Genomic DNA, 15,989 nt, shown 5'->3' with positions numbered 1-15,989 from the left:
CGCGCGCCGCACGCCCGCTCACCGGACGGCCGGGCTCAGTGCCCGGTCGAGCCGCCGTTGTCCCGGCGGTCGAGCGCCCGCTGGAGCGCGGCGGCGGCGTTCTTGCGGTCGGCCTCGTTGGTCGCGCGGGCGGAGTGCCGGATCCTGCGGACAGCGGTCTTGGTCATGATGCGCCTCCAATGCCAAAGCCCCGAGAAGTGAAACGGAAGCGTCCTTCCGGAAACGGCCGAAAAGCGCGGGGGCCTCGGCACGACAGGGATCACCTGCCCACACGGCCGGGCCGCACCCGCCACCGCTCGATCGAGCGGAACGTTCAGCTTCTACAACGCTAAGCCAGCGAGGCCGTGCTGTCTGCACAATTACTTGGGCTTCCTACTATTTGAGACGGGCGATGGCCTGAGGTGCACGATCGGGTGATTGTTCGAGGTCGGGCGGAGGTCGGGGACGCGGGTCCGTAGCGTGGTGGGCGTCGCTCGTGCCCCGGGGCCCGGGGGCGCCCGGACGTAAGGAGGAGCCACGTCGTGACGGTGCTCGACCCCGGCGGTCCCCCGGAGCTCGATCAGGCCCTTTGGCAGGCGTGGGAGGCCCTGGAGATTCACGAAGGCTTTCGCGCGGAGATCATCGAGGGGTTCATCGAGGTGTGGCGGACAGGGCTCCTCGTGCAGGCCCGGACAGCCAACAGGCTCCGCGATGCGCTCAGCGGGCACCTGGCCGGCAGCCTGTACGTGCCCTACCAGTGCATGTACGTGGTACACCGCCACAGCGTCTGGATCCCGGACGTCCTGATCGCGCTCAGGGACGCCGATGAGGACGACACCCACGACGTCGGCATACGTGCGTCCGCCGTGCCCGTGATCGCCGAGGTGGTCGCCCCGGGCCAGGACGCCATCGCGCGCGACCGTATCCGCAAGCGCCGCGCCTACGCCCGCGCCGGTATCCCCGTGTACGTGCTCATCGATGACCACGACTTGCGTGGCACCGTCACCGTGCTCACCGCTCCGCGCCCCGCCGATGCCGCCTACGCCGCCGAACACCGCGTCCCCTACGGCACCGATATCGCCATTCCCGAAGGCCCCGCCAAGGGCTTCGTCATCGACGCCTCGATCACCGGCGCCCCACGCGACGCCACCTGACCCCACGCGGACGGCCCGGCACCCCCACCAAGGGGGCGCCGGGCCGTCGGCGTACTACGGGGCTACAGCTCAGCCCATGTGCGGGTAGCGGTAGTCCGTCGGCGCGACCATCGTTTCCTTGATGGCGCGGGGGGACATCCAGCGGATGAGGTTGAACTTGGAGCCGGCCTTGTCGTTGGTGCCGGAGGCGCGGCCGCCGCCGAAGGGCTGCTGGCCGACGATGGAGCCGGTGGGGCGGTCGTTGAGGTAGAAGTTGCCGGCCGCGAAGCGCAGCTTCTCCGAGGCCTCGACGAGGACCTGGCGGTCCTGGGCGAGGACGGCGCCGGTCAGGGCGTATGCCGAGGCGGACTCCATCTGCTCCAGCATCGCGTCGAAGTCGGCGTCCTCGTAGACGTGGACGGCGATGACCGGGCCGAAGTACTCGGTCTTGAAGACCTCGTTCTCCGGGTCGGAGCAGGCGATCACGGTCGGGCGCACGAAGTAGCCCACCGAGTCGTCGTACGTGCCGCCCGCGACGATCTCGCAGGTCGGGTCCTCCTTGGCGCGGTCGATCGCGGCCTTGTTCTTGGCGAAGGAGCGGTCGTCGATGACGGCGCCGATGAAGTTCGACAGGTCGGTGACGTCACCCATGGTCAGGCCCTCGACCTCGGCGACCAGGTCGTCCTTGAAGCCGCCCTCCCACAGGGAGCGGGCGATGTAGGCACGGGAGGCCGCGGAGCACTTCTGGCCCTGGTACTCGAAGGCGCCACGGGTGATGGCGGTCTTCAGGATCGCCGGGTCGGCGGTCGGGTGGGCGACGATGAAGTCCTTGCCGCCGGTCTCGCCGACCAGGCGCGGGTAGGAGCGGTAGTTGGTGATGTTCTCGCCGACCGCCTTCCACAGGTACTGGAAGGTCGCGGTGGAGCCGGTGAAGTGGACGCCGGCCAGCTCCGGGTGCGGCAGCGCGACCTCGGAGACCTCCTTGCCGTCACCGGTCACCAGGTTGATGACGCCCTTGGGCAGGCCGGCCTCCTCCAGGAGCTGCATGAGCAGGATCGCGGAGTGGGTCTGCGTCGGGGACGGCTTCCAGACCACGACGTTGCCCATGAGGGCGGGCGCGGTCGGCAGGTTGCCGGCGATGGCGGTGAAGTTGAAGGGCGTGATCGCGTAGACGAAGCCCTCCAGCGGGCGGTGGTCCAGGCGGTTCCAGACACCGTTCGGCTGGATGGGCGGCTGCTCCTGGAGCAGCTCCCGCGCGAAGTGGACGTTGAAGCGCCAGAAGTCCACCAGCTCGCAGGGCGCGTCGATCTCGGCCTGCTGGGCGGTCTTGGACTGGCCGAGCATCGTGGAGGCGGCGATCGTCTCGCGCCACGGGCCGGACAGCAGGTCCGCGGCCTTGAGCAGGATCGCGGCGCGGTCGTCGAAGGACATGGCGCGCCACGCCGGGGCGGCGGCCAGGGCGGCGTCGATGGCGTTTTGGGCGTCCTGGCGGGTGGCGTTGGCGTAGGTGCCGATGACCGACTTGTGGTTGTGCGGCTGTACGACGTCGAAGCGCTCGCCGCCGCCCATCCGCTTCTCGCCGTTGATGGTCATCGGCAGCTCGATGGGGTTCTCGGCCAGCTCCTTGAGCTTGGCCTCCAGGCGCGCCCGCTCGGGGGAACCGGGGGCGTAGCCGTGCACCGGCTCGTTGTACGGGGCGGGGACGTGGGTCACGGCGTCCATGTCGGCCGTCTCCTTCGGTCGGGGGTGTGCGGGTGCGTCAAGTTGTGGGGCGCCCGGCCGCGGCGGCGGCCCGGCGCGTGGGGTCCGGCCGCGGGCCGGACGCCTGGCTCAGCCCTTGGTGACGAGCGAGCGCAGGAAGAACGCGAGGTTGGCGGGCCGCTCCGCGAGGCGTCGCATGAAGTAGCCGTACCAGTCGGTGCCGTACGGGATGTAAACACGCATCCGGTGGCCCTCGGCGACCAGGCGCTGCTGCTCGCTCTCGCGGATGCCGTAGAGCATCTGGAATTCGAACTCGGCGGGCTTGCGGCCGAAGCGGCGGGCCAGCTCCTGGCCTATCGCCACCATCCGCGGGTCGTGCGACCCGATCATCGGGTAGCCCTTGCCCGCCATCAGGATCTTCAGGCAGCGTACATACGCCTTGTCGACCTCCCGCTTGTCCTGGAACGCGACCGTCGCGGGTTCCTTGTAGGCGCCCTTGACCAGGCGCACGCGGGAGCCTTCCCCGGCCAGCGCGTGGCAGTCGTCCTCGGTGCGGAACAGGTACGACTGGACCACCGCGCCGGTCTGCGGGAAGCGGGCGCGCAGCTCGCGGAGGATCGCCAGGGTGGAGTCGACCGTGGTGTGGTCCTCCATGTCCAGGGTGACCGTGGTGCCGGCCTCGGCGGCGGCCTCGACGACCGGGGTGACGTTCTTCAGCGCCAGGTCGTGGCCGCCGGGCAGCGCCTGCCCGAAGGCGGAGAGCTTGACCGACATCTCCGCGCGCTCGCCGAGGTCCAGGTCCTTGAGGGCGGCGGTCAGCTGGAGGTAGGCGTCGCGGTTGCGCAGCGCCTCGGCCGGGTCGGTGATGTCCTCGCCGAGGTGGTCGAGGGTGACCTCCATACCGCGGTCCGCCAGGGACCGGACGGCGGCCATGGACGCGTCCAGCCGCTCGCCGGCCACGAAACGGTCCACGACCGGGCGGGTGACCGGAGCGGCCGAAACGATACGGCGGATGCTGTCGCTGCGGGCTGCTGCGAGAAGCACGGGACCCAGCACGGGGCACCTCCACGATTCAAGATGACAAATGCCGGGCGGGCGCCTGGCAGGCGGGCGCGACGGCGAAATGAGCCACCTGAAACTTAAGGATCTCGCTACTTCCCGGCCATCGACAGCTGTCTGGCCTTCGTGGCCGGGATCTCAGACATATGTATGAGAATGGGGGATGACCACAACGGCACCGGTGGACACGCGTCCACCGGTGACCGCACGGACCCCGGCGGCGTACCGCCCCGGGGTGCGACCGGAAAGGAGCCGCGCGGCGCATGCGGGGCGATTACCAACAGCTCGTGGACGAGATCTCGGCTGCCCTCGGCGCACCGGCCACCCTTGAGGACCGAGATTTCGGGCTGATCGCCTTCGGCGCCCACGAAGGCGACGACGACCTGGTCATGGACCCGGTACGGACCCGGTCGATCCTCCAGCGCCGCTCGACGGCGGCCGTACGGGCCTGGTTCGAGGCGTTCGGCATCGCCCGCGCGACGACGGCGCTGCGCATCCCGCCCGACCCGGCGGCCGGGGTCTTCAAGGGCCGCATCTGCCTGCCCGTACGCCACCGCGGCATCGTCCACGGCTACGTCTGGCTGCTGGACGACGGCCACCTGACCGACCTGGAGCTGGGCGGCGGCGGGACACCGCCGGACCCGCGGATCGAGCAGGCGATGGAGTCGGCCGCGGGCATCGGCGCCCTGCTGGCGGCGGAGGCGCGCGCGGGCGCCGAGCTGGGCGACCTGCTGCGCGCGCTGCTGCTGTCGCGGCCCGGGGAACGGTCCGCCGCCGCGGCGGCACTGCGCGACGGGCTGCGCTCCGCCGCGGACGCGCCCCTGATGGTGGTGGCGGTGACACCGTGGGACGTCCCGGAAGCCGATCAGGCGCCGCTGCCCAACCTGCCGGGGCTGCTCGCCGCCTGCGCGCTGCCTGCCGCGAACGGGCCGGCGGACGGTGCCGAGGCCCCGCGCCCGGCCCTGTCCGCCGCCTCGTCCGCCCCCGCGGCCCGCCGCGCCGCTCCCGCCCCACCGCCGCGCGCGACCGCCGACGCCCCTTCCCTGGCGGCTCTCGTACGGCTGCGCTCGCCGTCCTCCCTCGCCGCGGCCCATACGGTGGCCGAACACCTGCTGCGCTCCCCGCGCGCGGGCGGCGGCCTGGCGCCGTCCGGATCCGGTTCCCGTACGTTGCCGGTTGCCGCCGGGCTCGGTACGCCCGTACGGGAGTTGGCCGGATTGCCCACCGCCTGGCACGAGGCGCTCGCCGCGGCGCGGGCCGCGCGCGCCGAGCCGCGGCTGGGGCCGGTGGCCGCCTGGGACGCGATCGGCTCGTACCGGCTGCTGACCGGCCTGCCGTCAGCGGAACCGGACGCGACCGTCCGCCCCCTGCTGACGCCCGCGCACAGCGAACTCGCCCGTACCGCCGAGGTGTTCCTCGACTGCGCGGGCCAGGCGGGCCGCGCCGCCCAGGTGCTCGGCATCCACCGTCAGACGCTCTACTACCGGCTCGGCCGGGTCGAGAAGCTGACCGGTCTGGACCTGGACGAGGGCGGGGACCGGCTGCTGCTGCACATGGCCCTGAAGACGGCGCGGTTGTGAGGTGTGGCGGCGGCCTGCGCCGATCGCGGTGAGGTGACGGCGGCATGTGCCGGGGGCGCCCCGCCCCGGTGGACGAGGGGGCGGCGCCGTGGACCGCGCCGGGCGCCCCGGGCGCGCACAGCCTCCGCGCCGGGCGGTCCGCACGCGAATACGGGTTGTTGAGTACTGGACAGGCGGCGGGTCCGGACGCACGATGTGAGTCTGCGGGCACCCGGGAATCCGACGGGAGACGGGCTGCCCGAGAAAGGTGCGGCCGCCGCCGGGAGAAGAACCGGAACCGGCGGCGACCGGCTACCGGGCGACGGGGCTCCTCTTCCCCCTCACCCGGCAGTTTCCGCCCTTCCTGGTGGGCCGGGGGCGCGCGGGAGGGCCCCTGGCTGGACAGGCCGGGAAGGGCGGGGCCGGAGTCGCTTCGTTCGCTGCGTGGCGCGGATCTCCGGCCGATCATGGGTGGGAACTGCTCGGCGACCTCTGGGTCTGGGAGATCCGGGCCCGGCGGCAGCTGCTGCCTGGTCCCGTACGGCGAGCCTAGAACCTGACGGCGCGTCCGGACAAGTGGCCAACGGTCAAATACCGAACGCTATCGGCCGGTTGACCGGCGCGGTCGCACACGGACCGGACGGCCGGACGGGCCGTCGTACCGTCCGGAACCGGCCGGGCGAGCCCGGTCCGCCGCTTCCCCGCAGTGTCCTGCGGCAGGTCGCGGTCACCCGTGTGACGGCTCGATGAGGCGATCGCCGGACAGCAGCGTGCCCGCCTGCTTGATGTGCTGAAGCACCGGTGAGACCTCCATGCTCTGCAGGCCGGCCAAGCCGCCGATGCGATCGGACGTGAACTCGAACAGTTCGTCCAGGTCCCGGCAGTGGGCAACGGCGTGGATGTTGTGGGGTCCGGAGATGGCCGCGACGAAGGCGATCTCGGGTTCCCGCGCAAGCGTGCGTCCGACGGTCTTGACCGCCGACGGATGTACCCGCAGCCACAGGTTCGCCCGAGCGTGATAGCCCAGGGCGGCCGCGGAGATCTCGACGTCGATGTGGGCGATGCGGCGCTGGAGCAGGGCGCTGAGGCGGCGTGACACCCGCCCCGGAGTGGAGTCCGCCGCCGCGGCGAGGTCCACGAGACTGGCACGCCCGTCTGCCGCGAGGCCGTCGAGGATCTTCTCGTCCTCAGGGGTGAGGTGCGCGGGATCGCGAGTGACCACCGGGGATTCGGTGAAGGGCGGACCGTCGCTCCCCAGCGCGGCTTCCTCCTCCGGGGACAGCACGCCGTGCAGGGCGGCCCAGTAGTGGCCGCGGCCTCCCATGAACTGGCGGAGCATCGCGAAGGCGTTGATGTCGAGCACCGCCGCGGTGCGCGGAAGCCGCCGGCCGAGCAGGTTCTCCCGCTGCTCCCGCGTCCGTGACTGGGTCGCGCAGGTGACTTCGCAGCCCGCCGCGCTCAGGGCGACCCAGTTGACGTCGTCGCGCTTGGCGAGCGCGTCGGCGATCGCTGTGACGCTGCCGGGGCGGCAGCGCAGACGTACCAGCCACCTGCTCTGTCCCAGCGCCCCCGGGTTGACCGTACCGGCGACGCGGAGGACGCCATCGGCGCGCAGGCGCCGGTACCGGCGGTTCACGGCGCTCTCGGTGAGGCCGAGCACGGACGCCATCGTGGCGAAGGAAGCCCGCGGAGCAATCTGCAGTGCGCGAATGATGCGCACATCATCCGGCTGCACGGTGACGGATTCAGACACGGATGCACCTGGCATGGGAGGAATCCTACGGCCGGGCCCCTTCGGCTCGCTCCGGCGACGACCCGGCGCACACACTCGTCACGCACGGCTTCGAAGCCGTGGCCGTGTCACCGGCCGACGCCACCCCCGGGCCTCGGTGACACACCCGAAGAGCTCACCGCGTAAAGAACGGAGATGACGCCGGATGTCATCGACTGACACGGGCCGGGGCACACCGACCGCACTCCTCATCGGTGCCTCACGCGGCCTCGGCCAAGCCATGGCGGCCGAATTCCTCGACCGGGGCTGGGATGTCGTCGGCACGGTCCGCGACACCACGGCCCACACACCCCTGCACGATCTCGCGGACCGGGCCGGCGGACGGCTCACCATCGAGCGACTCGACATCAACGAGCCCGGCCACCTGGCGCCCCTGCACGAACGCCTCGCGCAACGCCGGTTCGACGTGCTCTTCGTCAACGCGGGCACCACGAACAACGAGCTGACACCGATCGGCGCGGTTCCGACAGCCGATTTCGTCGAGGTGATGGTCACCAACGCCCTCAGTCCCATGCGCGTCATCGAAGCGCTCGAAGACCTCGTTTCCCCCACCGGACTCATCGGGGTGATGTCGTCCGGACAGGGCAGCATCACGAACAACACGAACGCGGGCCGCGAGGTCTACCGGGGAAGCAAAGCGGCCCTGAACATGTTCATGCGCAGCTTCGCGGTCCGGCAGGCCGGGACGCGACGCGGCTTCGTCCTCATGGCGCCGGGCTGGATACGCACCGCACTCGGGGGGCCGGACGCGCCGTACAGCGTCGAGGAGAGTGTGCCGCTGTTGCTGGACGTCCTGCTGTCCAGGCTGGGCACGCCGGGCCTGGCGTATCTGGACCGCTCGGGAAGGACCGTGCCCTGGTGAGTCCTGCCGCCGTCTTCCTCGACTTCCTCGACGGCATCGCCTGTGACGACGTACGGCATCGACCTGTAGACCCGGCTCGGAACGGCGCTGCGGCCGCCGGTCAGCGGCATCTGCGGTGGGGCCCCGCCGCCGTCGGTCAGTGCGTGGCGTCCGGAGCCCGGCCGCCTCCCCCACCCGTCGCGCCGCCTTCATCTTCCGTACGCCCCGCACGCGGCCCGAGCACCGAGCCCGACAGGACCCGCCGCATCGCCGCCACCAGATCGCCGCCCGAGGGCACCGACGCGGGGGTGATCAGGGACTGCACCATCAGGCCGGTGAGCAGCGCCTGGTAGAAGGAGCCGACGACGCGTGCCGCCTCCGCGTCGACCTCGCTGTCCGGTACGCCCTCGAAGACCGCGACCAGCCCCTCGCCGCCCTCCGGCAGGACCGAGGCCAGCGCGGTGCGCAGCTCGGGGTCGCGGGGCAGCAGGCCGAGCACCTCGACCTGGGAGGTCACGAACTCCCGCTGTTCCTGGAAGCGCCGCAGAATGCGGTCCCACATGGCCGCGAACCGCTCCACCGGGTCGCCGCCCGCCGCCGGCCCGCCGGTCTCGTCCGTACCGGCGAACCCCGCGCCCCACTCCGCGATCGTCTCCACCAGCGCCTGGCGCATCAGGACGTCCTTGGAGCCGTAGTGGTAGCCGATGGAGGCGAGGTTGGCACCGGAGGCGGCCACGATGTCGCGGGCGGTGGTGCGTGCGTACCCCTTGTCGAGCAGGCAGCGCTTGGCGCCTTCCAGCAGGTCTTCGCGGTGTCCCATGCGGCCAGCCTAAGCCCGCCGGACAGCCGTCCTGGACGGGCGTCTCATACGGCTGTCCGACCGCGGTACGCCCATATCCGTACGGCAACCGCGGTACGCCCGTATCCGTACGGCACCGGCCCGCCACACGCGCGGTGCGGCGGGCCGGGCCCTGCGTACGGCGGAACCGCCGGAAGCGGCGGCGCCTCGCGCGCCGGTCCTACCGGCCCCGCTCGGGCCCCATGCCGCGGCCCCGCTCCGGGCCCGGGCCGCCCCGGCCACGCCGGCCGCGCCGCTCGGTGCCCTTGCCGTCGTCGAACTCCACCTCTTCCCGGTGGACTTCGGTGTTGACCTCCTGCTGTTCGGTGACCCGCTCGGTCTCCAGCCGGATCCGCTCGACCGGCACGTTCTCCTTGCGTACGACGACCTGCTCCTCGTAGAGCGTGACGTCGACCTCGCCGTCGCCGAGTTCGGTCCGCTGGGTGCGGCCCTTGCGGCGGTCCTCTTCGCTGATCTTCTCGCGCCGGATGCGTGCCTCGTCATGGCTGACCGGTACGGTGCGGTGCACCTCCTCGCTGGTCACGTGCTTGCGCAGCCGGGCGTGGCCGGCCTCGTGCGACTCGGTGCCCAGCTCGACGTGCTCCTCGGAGACGATCATCTCCGGGTTCTGCTCCTTGGAGCGCGCGTCGGTGTCGCGGCCGCGGGACATGGCCATGGCGCCGGCCCCGGCGCCCGCCAGCGGCCTGGACTCGGCCCGCTCCCGGCGGCGCTCCTCCGGCGGGCGCATTCCCGCCGCCCCGGCGGCTCCGGCGGTGCCCATTCCGGCGCCGGTGGTCGTGGTGCGGCCCGGCACGGTGCCGGACGGTGCGGTGCCCGGACGCGCCATGCCGTAGTGCCGGTAGAGCCGTTCCTCCTCGCCCGGCTCCAGGTGGCCGTCCGCGTCGATCCGCGGCGCGTCCTTGATCTGGTCCTTGGTGTACGGGACCTGGCATTCGTCGCCCACGCGCCGGGCCCCGGCGAGCGGTACGAAGGTCTCCTTCATGCCGAACAGACCGGTGCGCACGGTGATCCATTCGGGCGCGTCGGTGGCGTCGTCCCGGTAGACCTGCTGGACCGAGCCCACCTTGGTGCCCTCCGCGTCGACCACGTTCATGCCGGTCAGATCCTGAGGGTTCTCACCCAGGGGTGCATTCATGGCGTCGCTCTCCTTCCGCACGCGCCGGCAGGGGGCACGCGCAGTTCCCATTGCGCGCCGCCCCGCGAAGCGCAGCGAGTCGGAAATCCCCCGGAACACCGGTCCGACGGCGAGTTTCCGGGGCGCCCGGCATCCCCCCGCGCTACGCCGAACGGGTGAATCGTTGCGGGATCACCCACCGGGCCGCGACGGCCGTACGGCAGATGGCCCGCACGCCGGTACGGCAGCGGGCCCTGACGCCCGTACGACAGCGGGACCCGGCGCCCGTACGGCACGGGCCCGGACTCCCGCCGCAGCGGGGTCCGGGCCCGGTGGTGCGTGGACCGGTCGTGGCGTCAGTCCGCGAGGTTGACCGCGCGCGCCGAGGTGGCGCCGATCTCCTCGGCGATCTCGCTGAGCACCGCCGCCGGGATCGTGTCGTCCACGGTGAGTGCGACCAGCGCCTCGCCGCCCGCGTCGGCCCGGGAGACCTGCATGCCCGCGATGTTGATGCCCGCCTCGCCGAGGATCCGGCCGAGCGTGCCGACGACGCCGGGGCGGTCGCCGTAGCGCAGGAAGGCCATGTGGTCGGCGAGCGCGAGGTCGATGGAGTGCTCGCCGACCGCGACGATCTTCTGCTGGTTCTTGTTGCCGGCCAGGGTGCCGGAGATGGAGATCTCGTCGCCGCCGGACAGGGTGCCGCGCACGGTGACCACGTTGCGGTGCTCGGCCGACTCGCTGCTGGTGGTCAGGCGTACCTCGACACCGCGCTCCTGCGCGAACAGCGGGGCGTTCACATACGAGACGGTCTCGGCGACCACATCCTCGAACACGCCCTTGAGCGCGGACAGCTCCAGCACCTTGACGTCGTGCTGGGTGATCTCGCCGTACACCTCGACGTCGAGGCGGACCGCGACCTCGCCCGCCAGCGCGGTGAAGATCCGGCCCAGCCGCTCGGCCAGCGGCAGCCCCGGCTTGACGTCCTCGGCGATCACGCCGCCCTGGACGTTGACCGCGTCCGGCACCAGTTCGCCCGCCAGCGCCAGGCGCACCGACTTGGCGACCGCGATGCCCGCCTTCTCCTGCGCCTCGCCGGTCGAGGCGCCGAGGTGCGGGGTGGCGACGACCTGGTCGAACTCGAACAGCGGGGAGTCCGTACAGGGCTCGGTGGCGTACACGTCCAGGCCGGCGCCGGCCACCCGGCCCTCCTTGAGGGCACTGGCCAGCGCGGCCTCGTCCACGATGCCGCCGCGCGCGGCGTTGACGACGCGCACCGTCGGCTTGACCTTGCGCAGCGCGTCGTCGCCGATCAGGCCGATGGTCTCGGGGGTCTTGGGGAGGTGGACGGTGATGAAGTCCGAGACCTCCAGCAGCTCCTCCAGGGAGACCAGCTTGACGCCCATCTGCGCGGCGCGGGCGGGCTGCACGTACGGGTCGTACGCGACGATCTTCATGCCGAAGGCGGACATCCGCTGCGCGACCAGCACGCCGATGCGGCCGAGGCCGACCACGCCGAGGACCTTCTCGGACAGCTCGACGCCGGTGTACTTGCTGCGCTTCCACTCGCCGTTCTTCAGGGCGGTGTTGGCCTGCGGGATGTTGCGGGCGGTGGCGATCAGCAGGCCGCAGGCCAGCTCGGCGGCGGTGACGATGTTGGACGTCGGCGCGTTGACGACCATCACGCCGGCCTTGGTGGCGGCGGAGACGTCGACATTGTCCAGGCCGACGCCGGCGCGGGCGACGACCTTCAGCTTGCGGGCGGCGGCGATGGCCTCGGCGTCCACCTTGGTGGCGCTGCGCACGAGGATCGCGTCGACATCGGCGATGGCGGGCAGCAGCTCGGCGCGGTCGGCGCCGTTGCAGTGCCGGATCTCGAAGTCCGGGCCGAGGGCGTCGACGGTTGCGGGCGAGAGTTCCTCGGCGATCAGAACGACAGGTTTCGAGCTCACGTGGTCTTCCTCACTAGTCCTGGGGGCCCCTCCCGTGCCCCTTGCGGCAACGGGTGAGGACGGCCGTCCCGACGGCCGAAGGCGGTGAAGGGGGCAGCCGCGTGGAAGACGCACGACGCTGTGAGCCTGACGCGCTTGTGCTGTGCAGTGTAGTGGCGGGCCCCTTCCGTTCATCCGCCGTTTCGGAAGGATCACCCGGTAGGGGTGTGACGGGATGGACAACGTCGCGCACGGCGCTGACGGTCCACTGACCGGCCGGTGACGGGTCCGGTCACGGCGAACGGGGCCGCGGCGACTGCCACGGCCCCGTGCCGGACGGCTTACTGCTCCTCGTCGACCCAGCTCATGAGCTTGCGGAGCTTCTTGCCGGTGGTCTCCAGCAGGTGGTCCTCGTCGGCCTTCTTGTACTCGTTGTACTTCGGCAGACCGGCGTTGTACTCCGCCATCCAGTTGTTCGCGAAGGTGCCGTCCTGGATCTCGGCGAGCACCTTCTTCATCTCGGCCTTGGTGGCGTCGTTGACGATCCGCGGGCCGGTGACGTAGTCGCCCCACTCGGCGGTCTCGGAGACCGACCAGCGCATCTTCTCCAGGCCGCCCTCGTACATGAGGTCCACGATGAGCTTCAGCTCGTGCAGGCACTCGAAGTACGCGATCTCCGGCTGGTAGCCGGCCTCGACCAGCGTCTCGAAGCCCGCCTTGACCAGCGCCGAGGCACCGCCGCAGAGCACCGCCTGCTCACCGAACAGGTCGGTCTCGGTCTCCTCGGTGAAGGTGGTCTTGATGACGCCGGCGCGGGTGCCGCCGATGGCCTTGGCGTACGACAGGGCCAGCGCGAAGGCGTCGCCGGAGGCGTCCTGCTCGACGGCCGCGATGCACGGCACGCCGCGGCCCTCCTCGTACTGGCGGCGCACCAGGTGGCCCGGGCCCTTGGGGGCGACCATGCACACGTCGACGCCCTGCGGCGGCTTGATGAAGCCGTAGCGGATGTTCAGGCCGTGACCGAAGAACAGCGCGTCGCCGTCCTTCAGGTTGTCCTTGACGGACTCCTCGTAGACCTTGGCCTGGATCGGGTCCGGCACCAGGATCATGATGACGTCGGCCTCGGCGGCCGCCTCGGCGGGGCTGACCACGCGCAGCCCCTGCTCCTCGGCCTTGACCTTCGACTTCGAGCCCTCGTGCAGGCCGACGCGCACGTCGACGCCCGAGTCGCGCAGGGAGAGGGCGTGGGCGTGGCCCTGGCTGCCGTAGCCGAGAACCGCGACCTTGCGGCCCTGGATGATGGACAGGTCGGCGTCGTCGTCGTAGAACAGCTCGGCCACTTCGGGTATCTCCTTGGATCTAGCTGGTTGCCCGACACATTACGTCGGGCGCGGGAGGAAAGGTTCGGGGGTCTCGCGATACGGTCCGGGCGGGCCCGGACGGTTCAGGCGGAGCGGTCCAGGGCGCGCAGCGAGCGGTCCGTGATGGACCGGGCGCCGCGCCCTATGGCGATGGTGCCGGACTGCACCAACTCCTTGATGCCGAACGGCTCCAGCATCTTGAGCATCGCTTCGAGCTTGTCGCTGCTGCCGGTCGCCTCGATGGTCACCGCGTCCGGGGAGACGTCGACGGTCTTGGCGCGGAAGAGCTGCACGATCTCGACGATCTGCGAGCGGGTCTCGTTGTCGGCGCGCACCTTGGCCAGCACCAGTTCCCGCTGGACCGCGGAGCCGGGTTCCAGCTCGACGATCTTCAGGACGTTGACGAGCTTGTTGAGCTGCTTGGTGACCTGCTCCAGGGGGAGCGATTCGACACTCACGACGATGGTGATGCGGGAGATGTCGGGGTGCTCGGTGACGCCGACGGCGAGCGAGTCGATGTTGAATCCGCGGCGGGAGAACAGCGCGGCGATCCGGGCCAGGATGCCGGGGGTGTTCTCCACCAGGACGGAGAGCGTGTGCTTGGACATGGTCGGTCTTCTTCCTTCTATCCGCGTGTCTCGCGCGTCCCGGTGGCTCAGTCGTCTTCGCTGTCGCCGAAGTCGGGGCGGACGCCGCGGGCCGCCATGACCTCGTCGTTGGAGGTGCCGGCCGCGACCATCGGCCAGACCTGGGCGTCCTCGTGGACGATGAAGTCCACCACGACCGGCCGGTCGTTGATCGCGTTCGCCTTGGCGATCACCGCATCCAGCTCGGCCGGGTCCTCGCAGCGCATCGCGACACAGCCCATCGCCTCGGCCAGCTTGACGAAGTCCGGCACGCGGGTGCCGGCGCCGGCCACCTCCGCCGTGGCGGCGCAGTCCTCGGGGCCGCTGTGCAGGACGGTGTTGGAGTAGCGCTGGTTGTAGAACAGCGTCTGCCACTGGCGGACCATGCCGAGGGCGCCGTTGTTGATGATGGCGACCTTGATCGGGATGTTGTTCAGCGCGCAGGTGACCAGCTCCTGGTTGGTCATCTGGAAGCAGCCGTCGCCGTCCACGGCCCAGACCGTACGGTCGGGACGGCCGGCCTTGGCGCCCATGGCGGCCGGGACGGCGTAGCCCATCGTCCCGGCGCCGCCGGAGTTCAGCCAGGTGGACGGCGTGTCGTAGTCGATGAAGTGGGCGGCCCACATCTGGTGCTGGCCGACGCCCGCCGCGTAGATGGTGCCCTCGGGGGCCAGCTCGCCCAGGCGCTGGATGACCTGCTGCGGGGCCAGGCTGCCGTCGTCCGGGTGGGTGTAGCCGAGCGGGTAGGTCTCGCGCCAGCGGTCGAGGTCCTTCCACCAGGCGGTGTAGTCGCCGGCGTGGCCGGCCGCGTGCTCGGCCTGGAGGGCGACGACCAGGTCGGCGATGACCTCGCGGGCGTCGCCGACGATCGGCACGTCGGCCGCGCGGTTCTTGCCGATCTCGGCCGGGTCGATGTCGGCGTGCACGATCTTGGCCAGCGGGGCGAAGGAGTCCAGCTTGCCGGTGACGCGGTCGTCGAAGCGGGCGCCGAGGGCGACGATCAGGTCGGACTTCTGCAGGGCGGTGACGGCGGCGACCGTACCGTGCATGCCGGGCATGCCCAGGTGCTGCGGGTGGGTGTCGGGGAAGGCGCCCAGGGCCATCAGGGTGGTGGTGACGGGCGCGCCGGTCAGCTCGGCCAGCACCTTCAGTTCGGCGGTGGCGCCGGACTTCAGCACGCCGCCGCCGACGTACAGGACCGGGCGCCGCGCCTCGGTGATCAGCCGGGCGGCCTCGCGGATCTGCTTGGCGTGCGGCTTGGTCACCGGGCGGTAGCCGGGCAGCTCGGTGTGCGGCGGCCAGGAGAAGGTCGTCTGCGCCTGGAGGGCGTCCTTGGCGATGTCCACCAGGACCGGCCCGGGGCGGCCGGTGGAGGCGATGTGGAACGCCTCGGCGATGGTGCGGGGGATCTCGGCCGCGTCGGTGACCAGGAAGTTGTGCTTGGTGATCGGCATGGTGATGCCGCAGATGTCCGCCTCCTGGAAGGCGTCCGTGCCGATCGCCTTGGAGGCGACCTGGCCGGTGATCGCGACCATCGGGACGGAGTCCATGTGGGCGTCGGCGATCGGGGTGACGAGGTTGGTGGCACCGGGCCCCGAGGTGGCCATGCACACGCCGACCTTGCCGGTGGCCTGGGCGTAGCCGGTGGCGGCGTGGCCCGCACCCTGCTCGTGGCGGACCAGGACGTGGCGGACCTTCGAGGAATCCATCATCGGGTCGTACGCGGGGAGGATGGCGCCCCCCGGAATGCCGAACACGGTGTCGGCCCCGACCTCTTCGAGCGAACGGATGAGGGACTGCGCGCCCGTGACGTGCTCCACGGTGGCGGGTGCGTGCGCCCCGCCGGAGTGACGGGCCCGCGGCTGCGGATGGTGGGCCCCGGAGGCCTGCTCGGTCATCTGCGTCTCTTCTCGAAGCTGAGGGTTTTGGTGGGGTATGGGGGCGGTTATGCAACAAAAAACCCCTCGTGCCGTGAGGCAAGCGAGGGGAGCGCGCCGGTGCGGAGCGCTGGGTTCTCAAGTGACCCAGCTTCAGCCG

The 15,989-nt window shown here is 71.3% G+C and carries 13 protein-coding genes; 3 read left to right on the top strand and 10 right to left on the bottom strand.

Going from position 1 to position 15,989, the window contains the following annotated elements; genetic code table 11:
• Positions 1-35: 35 nt before the first annotated feature.
• Positions 36-167 (bottom strand): hypothetical protein, encoded by a 132-nt coding sequence (locus IH45_RS1000000150625; RefSeq protein WP_003985226.1) that lies wholly within the window; start codon positions 165-167, stop codon positions 36-38.
• A 354-nt stretch (positions 168-521) separates the two neighbouring features.
• Here IH45_RS1000000150625 and IH45_RS0116810 point away from each other — a divergent pair, with 354 nt between their 5' ends.
• On the top strand, positions 522-1,133 hold the full coding sequence (locus IH45_RS0116810) for a Uma2 family endonuclease (RefSeq protein ID WP_032917615.1): 612 nt from the start codon (positions 522-524) through the stop codon (positions 1,131-1,133).
• A gap of 69 nt (positions 1,134-1,202) precedes the next feature.
• Here IH45_RS0116810 and pruA read toward each other — a convergent pair whose 3' ends face one another.
• On the bottom strand, positions 1,203-2,834 hold the full coding sequence (gene pruA / locus IH45_RS0116805) for an L-glutamate gamma-semialdehyde dehydrogenase (protein ID WP_030668133.1): 1,632 nt from the start codon (positions 2,832-2,834) through the stop codon (positions 1,203-1,205).
• Positions 2,835-2,942: 108 nt separating this feature from the next.
• Complete coding sequence (locus IH45_RS0116800) at positions 2,943-3,869, bottom strand: proline dehydrogenase family protein (protein ID WP_030668129.1); 927 nt, start codon at positions 3,867-3,869, stop codon at positions 2,943-2,945.
• Positions 3,870-4,135: 266 nt separating this feature from the next.
• On the opposite strand from IH45_RS0116800, the gene IH45_RS0116795 reads away from it, so the two are divergent.
• On the top strand, positions 4,136-5,452 hold the full coding sequence (locus IH45_RS0116795) for a PucR family transcriptional regulator (RefSeq protein ID WP_030668127.1): 1,317 nt from the start codon (positions 4,136-4,138) through the stop codon (positions 5,450-5,452).
• Between the two features lie 706 nt (positions 5,453-6,158).
• Here the strand turns inward: IH45_RS0116795 and IH45_RS0116790 are convergent.
• Positions 6,159-7,184, bottom strand: coding sequence for an Lrp/AsnC family transcriptional regulator (locus IH45_RS0116790; protein ID WP_234440567.1), 1,026 nt, complete (start codon positions 7,182-7,184; stop codon positions 6,159-6,161).
• A gap of 184 nt (positions 7,185-7,368) precedes the next feature.
• On the opposite strand from IH45_RS0116790, the gene IH45_RS0116785 reads away from it, so the two are divergent.
• A complete protein-coding gene (locus tag IH45_RS0116785) occupies positions 7,369-8,085 on the top strand; it encodes an SDR family oxidoreductase (protein WP_030668120.1) in 717 nt (238 codons plus the stop codon).
• 136 nt (positions 8,086-8,221) lie between these two features.
• Here the strand turns inward: IH45_RS0116785 and IH45_RS0116780 are convergent, their stop codons facing one another.
• The 6 genes from IH45_RS0116780 to IH45_RS0116755 all read right to left on the bottom strand — a co-directional run bounded on the left by IH45_RS0116780 (position 8,222) and on the right by IH45_RS0116755 (position 15,850).
• Positions 8,222-8,884, bottom strand: a complete 663-nt coding sequence (locus IH45_RS0116780) for a TetR/AcrR family transcriptional regulator (protein ID WP_032917611.1) — start codon at positions 8,882-8,884, stop codon at positions 8,222-8,224.
• A 199-nt stretch (positions 8,885-9,083) separates the two neighbouring features.
• Complete coding sequence (locus tag IH45_RS0116775) at positions 9,084-10,058, bottom strand: PRC and DUF2382 domain-containing protein (RefSeq protein WP_050514910.1); 975 nt, start codon at positions 10,056-10,058, stop codon at positions 9,084-9,086.
• A gap of 335 nt (positions 10,059-10,393) precedes the next feature.
• Positions 10,394-11,986: a phosphoglycerate dehydrogenase gene (serA, locus tag IH45_RS0116770; RefSeq protein WP_030668112.1), complete on the bottom strand. Its 1,593-nt coding sequence runs from the start codon at positions 11,984-11,986 to the stop codon at positions 10,394-10,396.
• Between the two features lie 320 nt (positions 11,987-12,306).
• On the bottom strand, positions 12,307-13,305 hold the full coding sequence (ilvC, locus tag IH45_RS0116765; protein WP_030668110.1) for a ketol-acid reductoisomerase: 999 nt from the start codon (positions 13,303-13,305) through the stop codon (positions 12,307-12,309).
• Positions 13,306-13,409: 104 nt separating this feature from the next.
• Positions 13,410-13,934: an acetolactate synthase small subunit gene (gene ilvN, locus IH45_RS0116760; protein WP_003986033.1), complete on the bottom strand. Its 525-nt coding sequence runs from the start codon at positions 13,932-13,934 to the stop codon at positions 13,410-13,412.
• Between the two features lie 47 nt (positions 13,935-13,981).
• Complete coding sequence (locus IH45_RS0116755; RefSeq protein WP_030668107.1) at positions 13,982-15,850, bottom strand: acetolactate synthase large subunit; 1,869 nt, start codon at positions 15,848-15,850, stop codon at positions 13,982-13,984.
• Between the last annotated feature and the right edge of the window lie 139 nt (positions 15,851-15,989).

Source organism: Streptomyces rimosus subsp. rimosus, assembly GCF_000720725.1.
Taxonomy (GTDB): Bacteria; Actinomycetota; Actinomycetes; order Streptomycetales; family Streptomycetaceae; genus Streptomyces; species Streptomyces rimosus_A.
The sequence above is the reverse complement of the archived record's forward strand: the minus strand, read 5'-3'. Positions and strand labels throughout refer to the sequence as shown.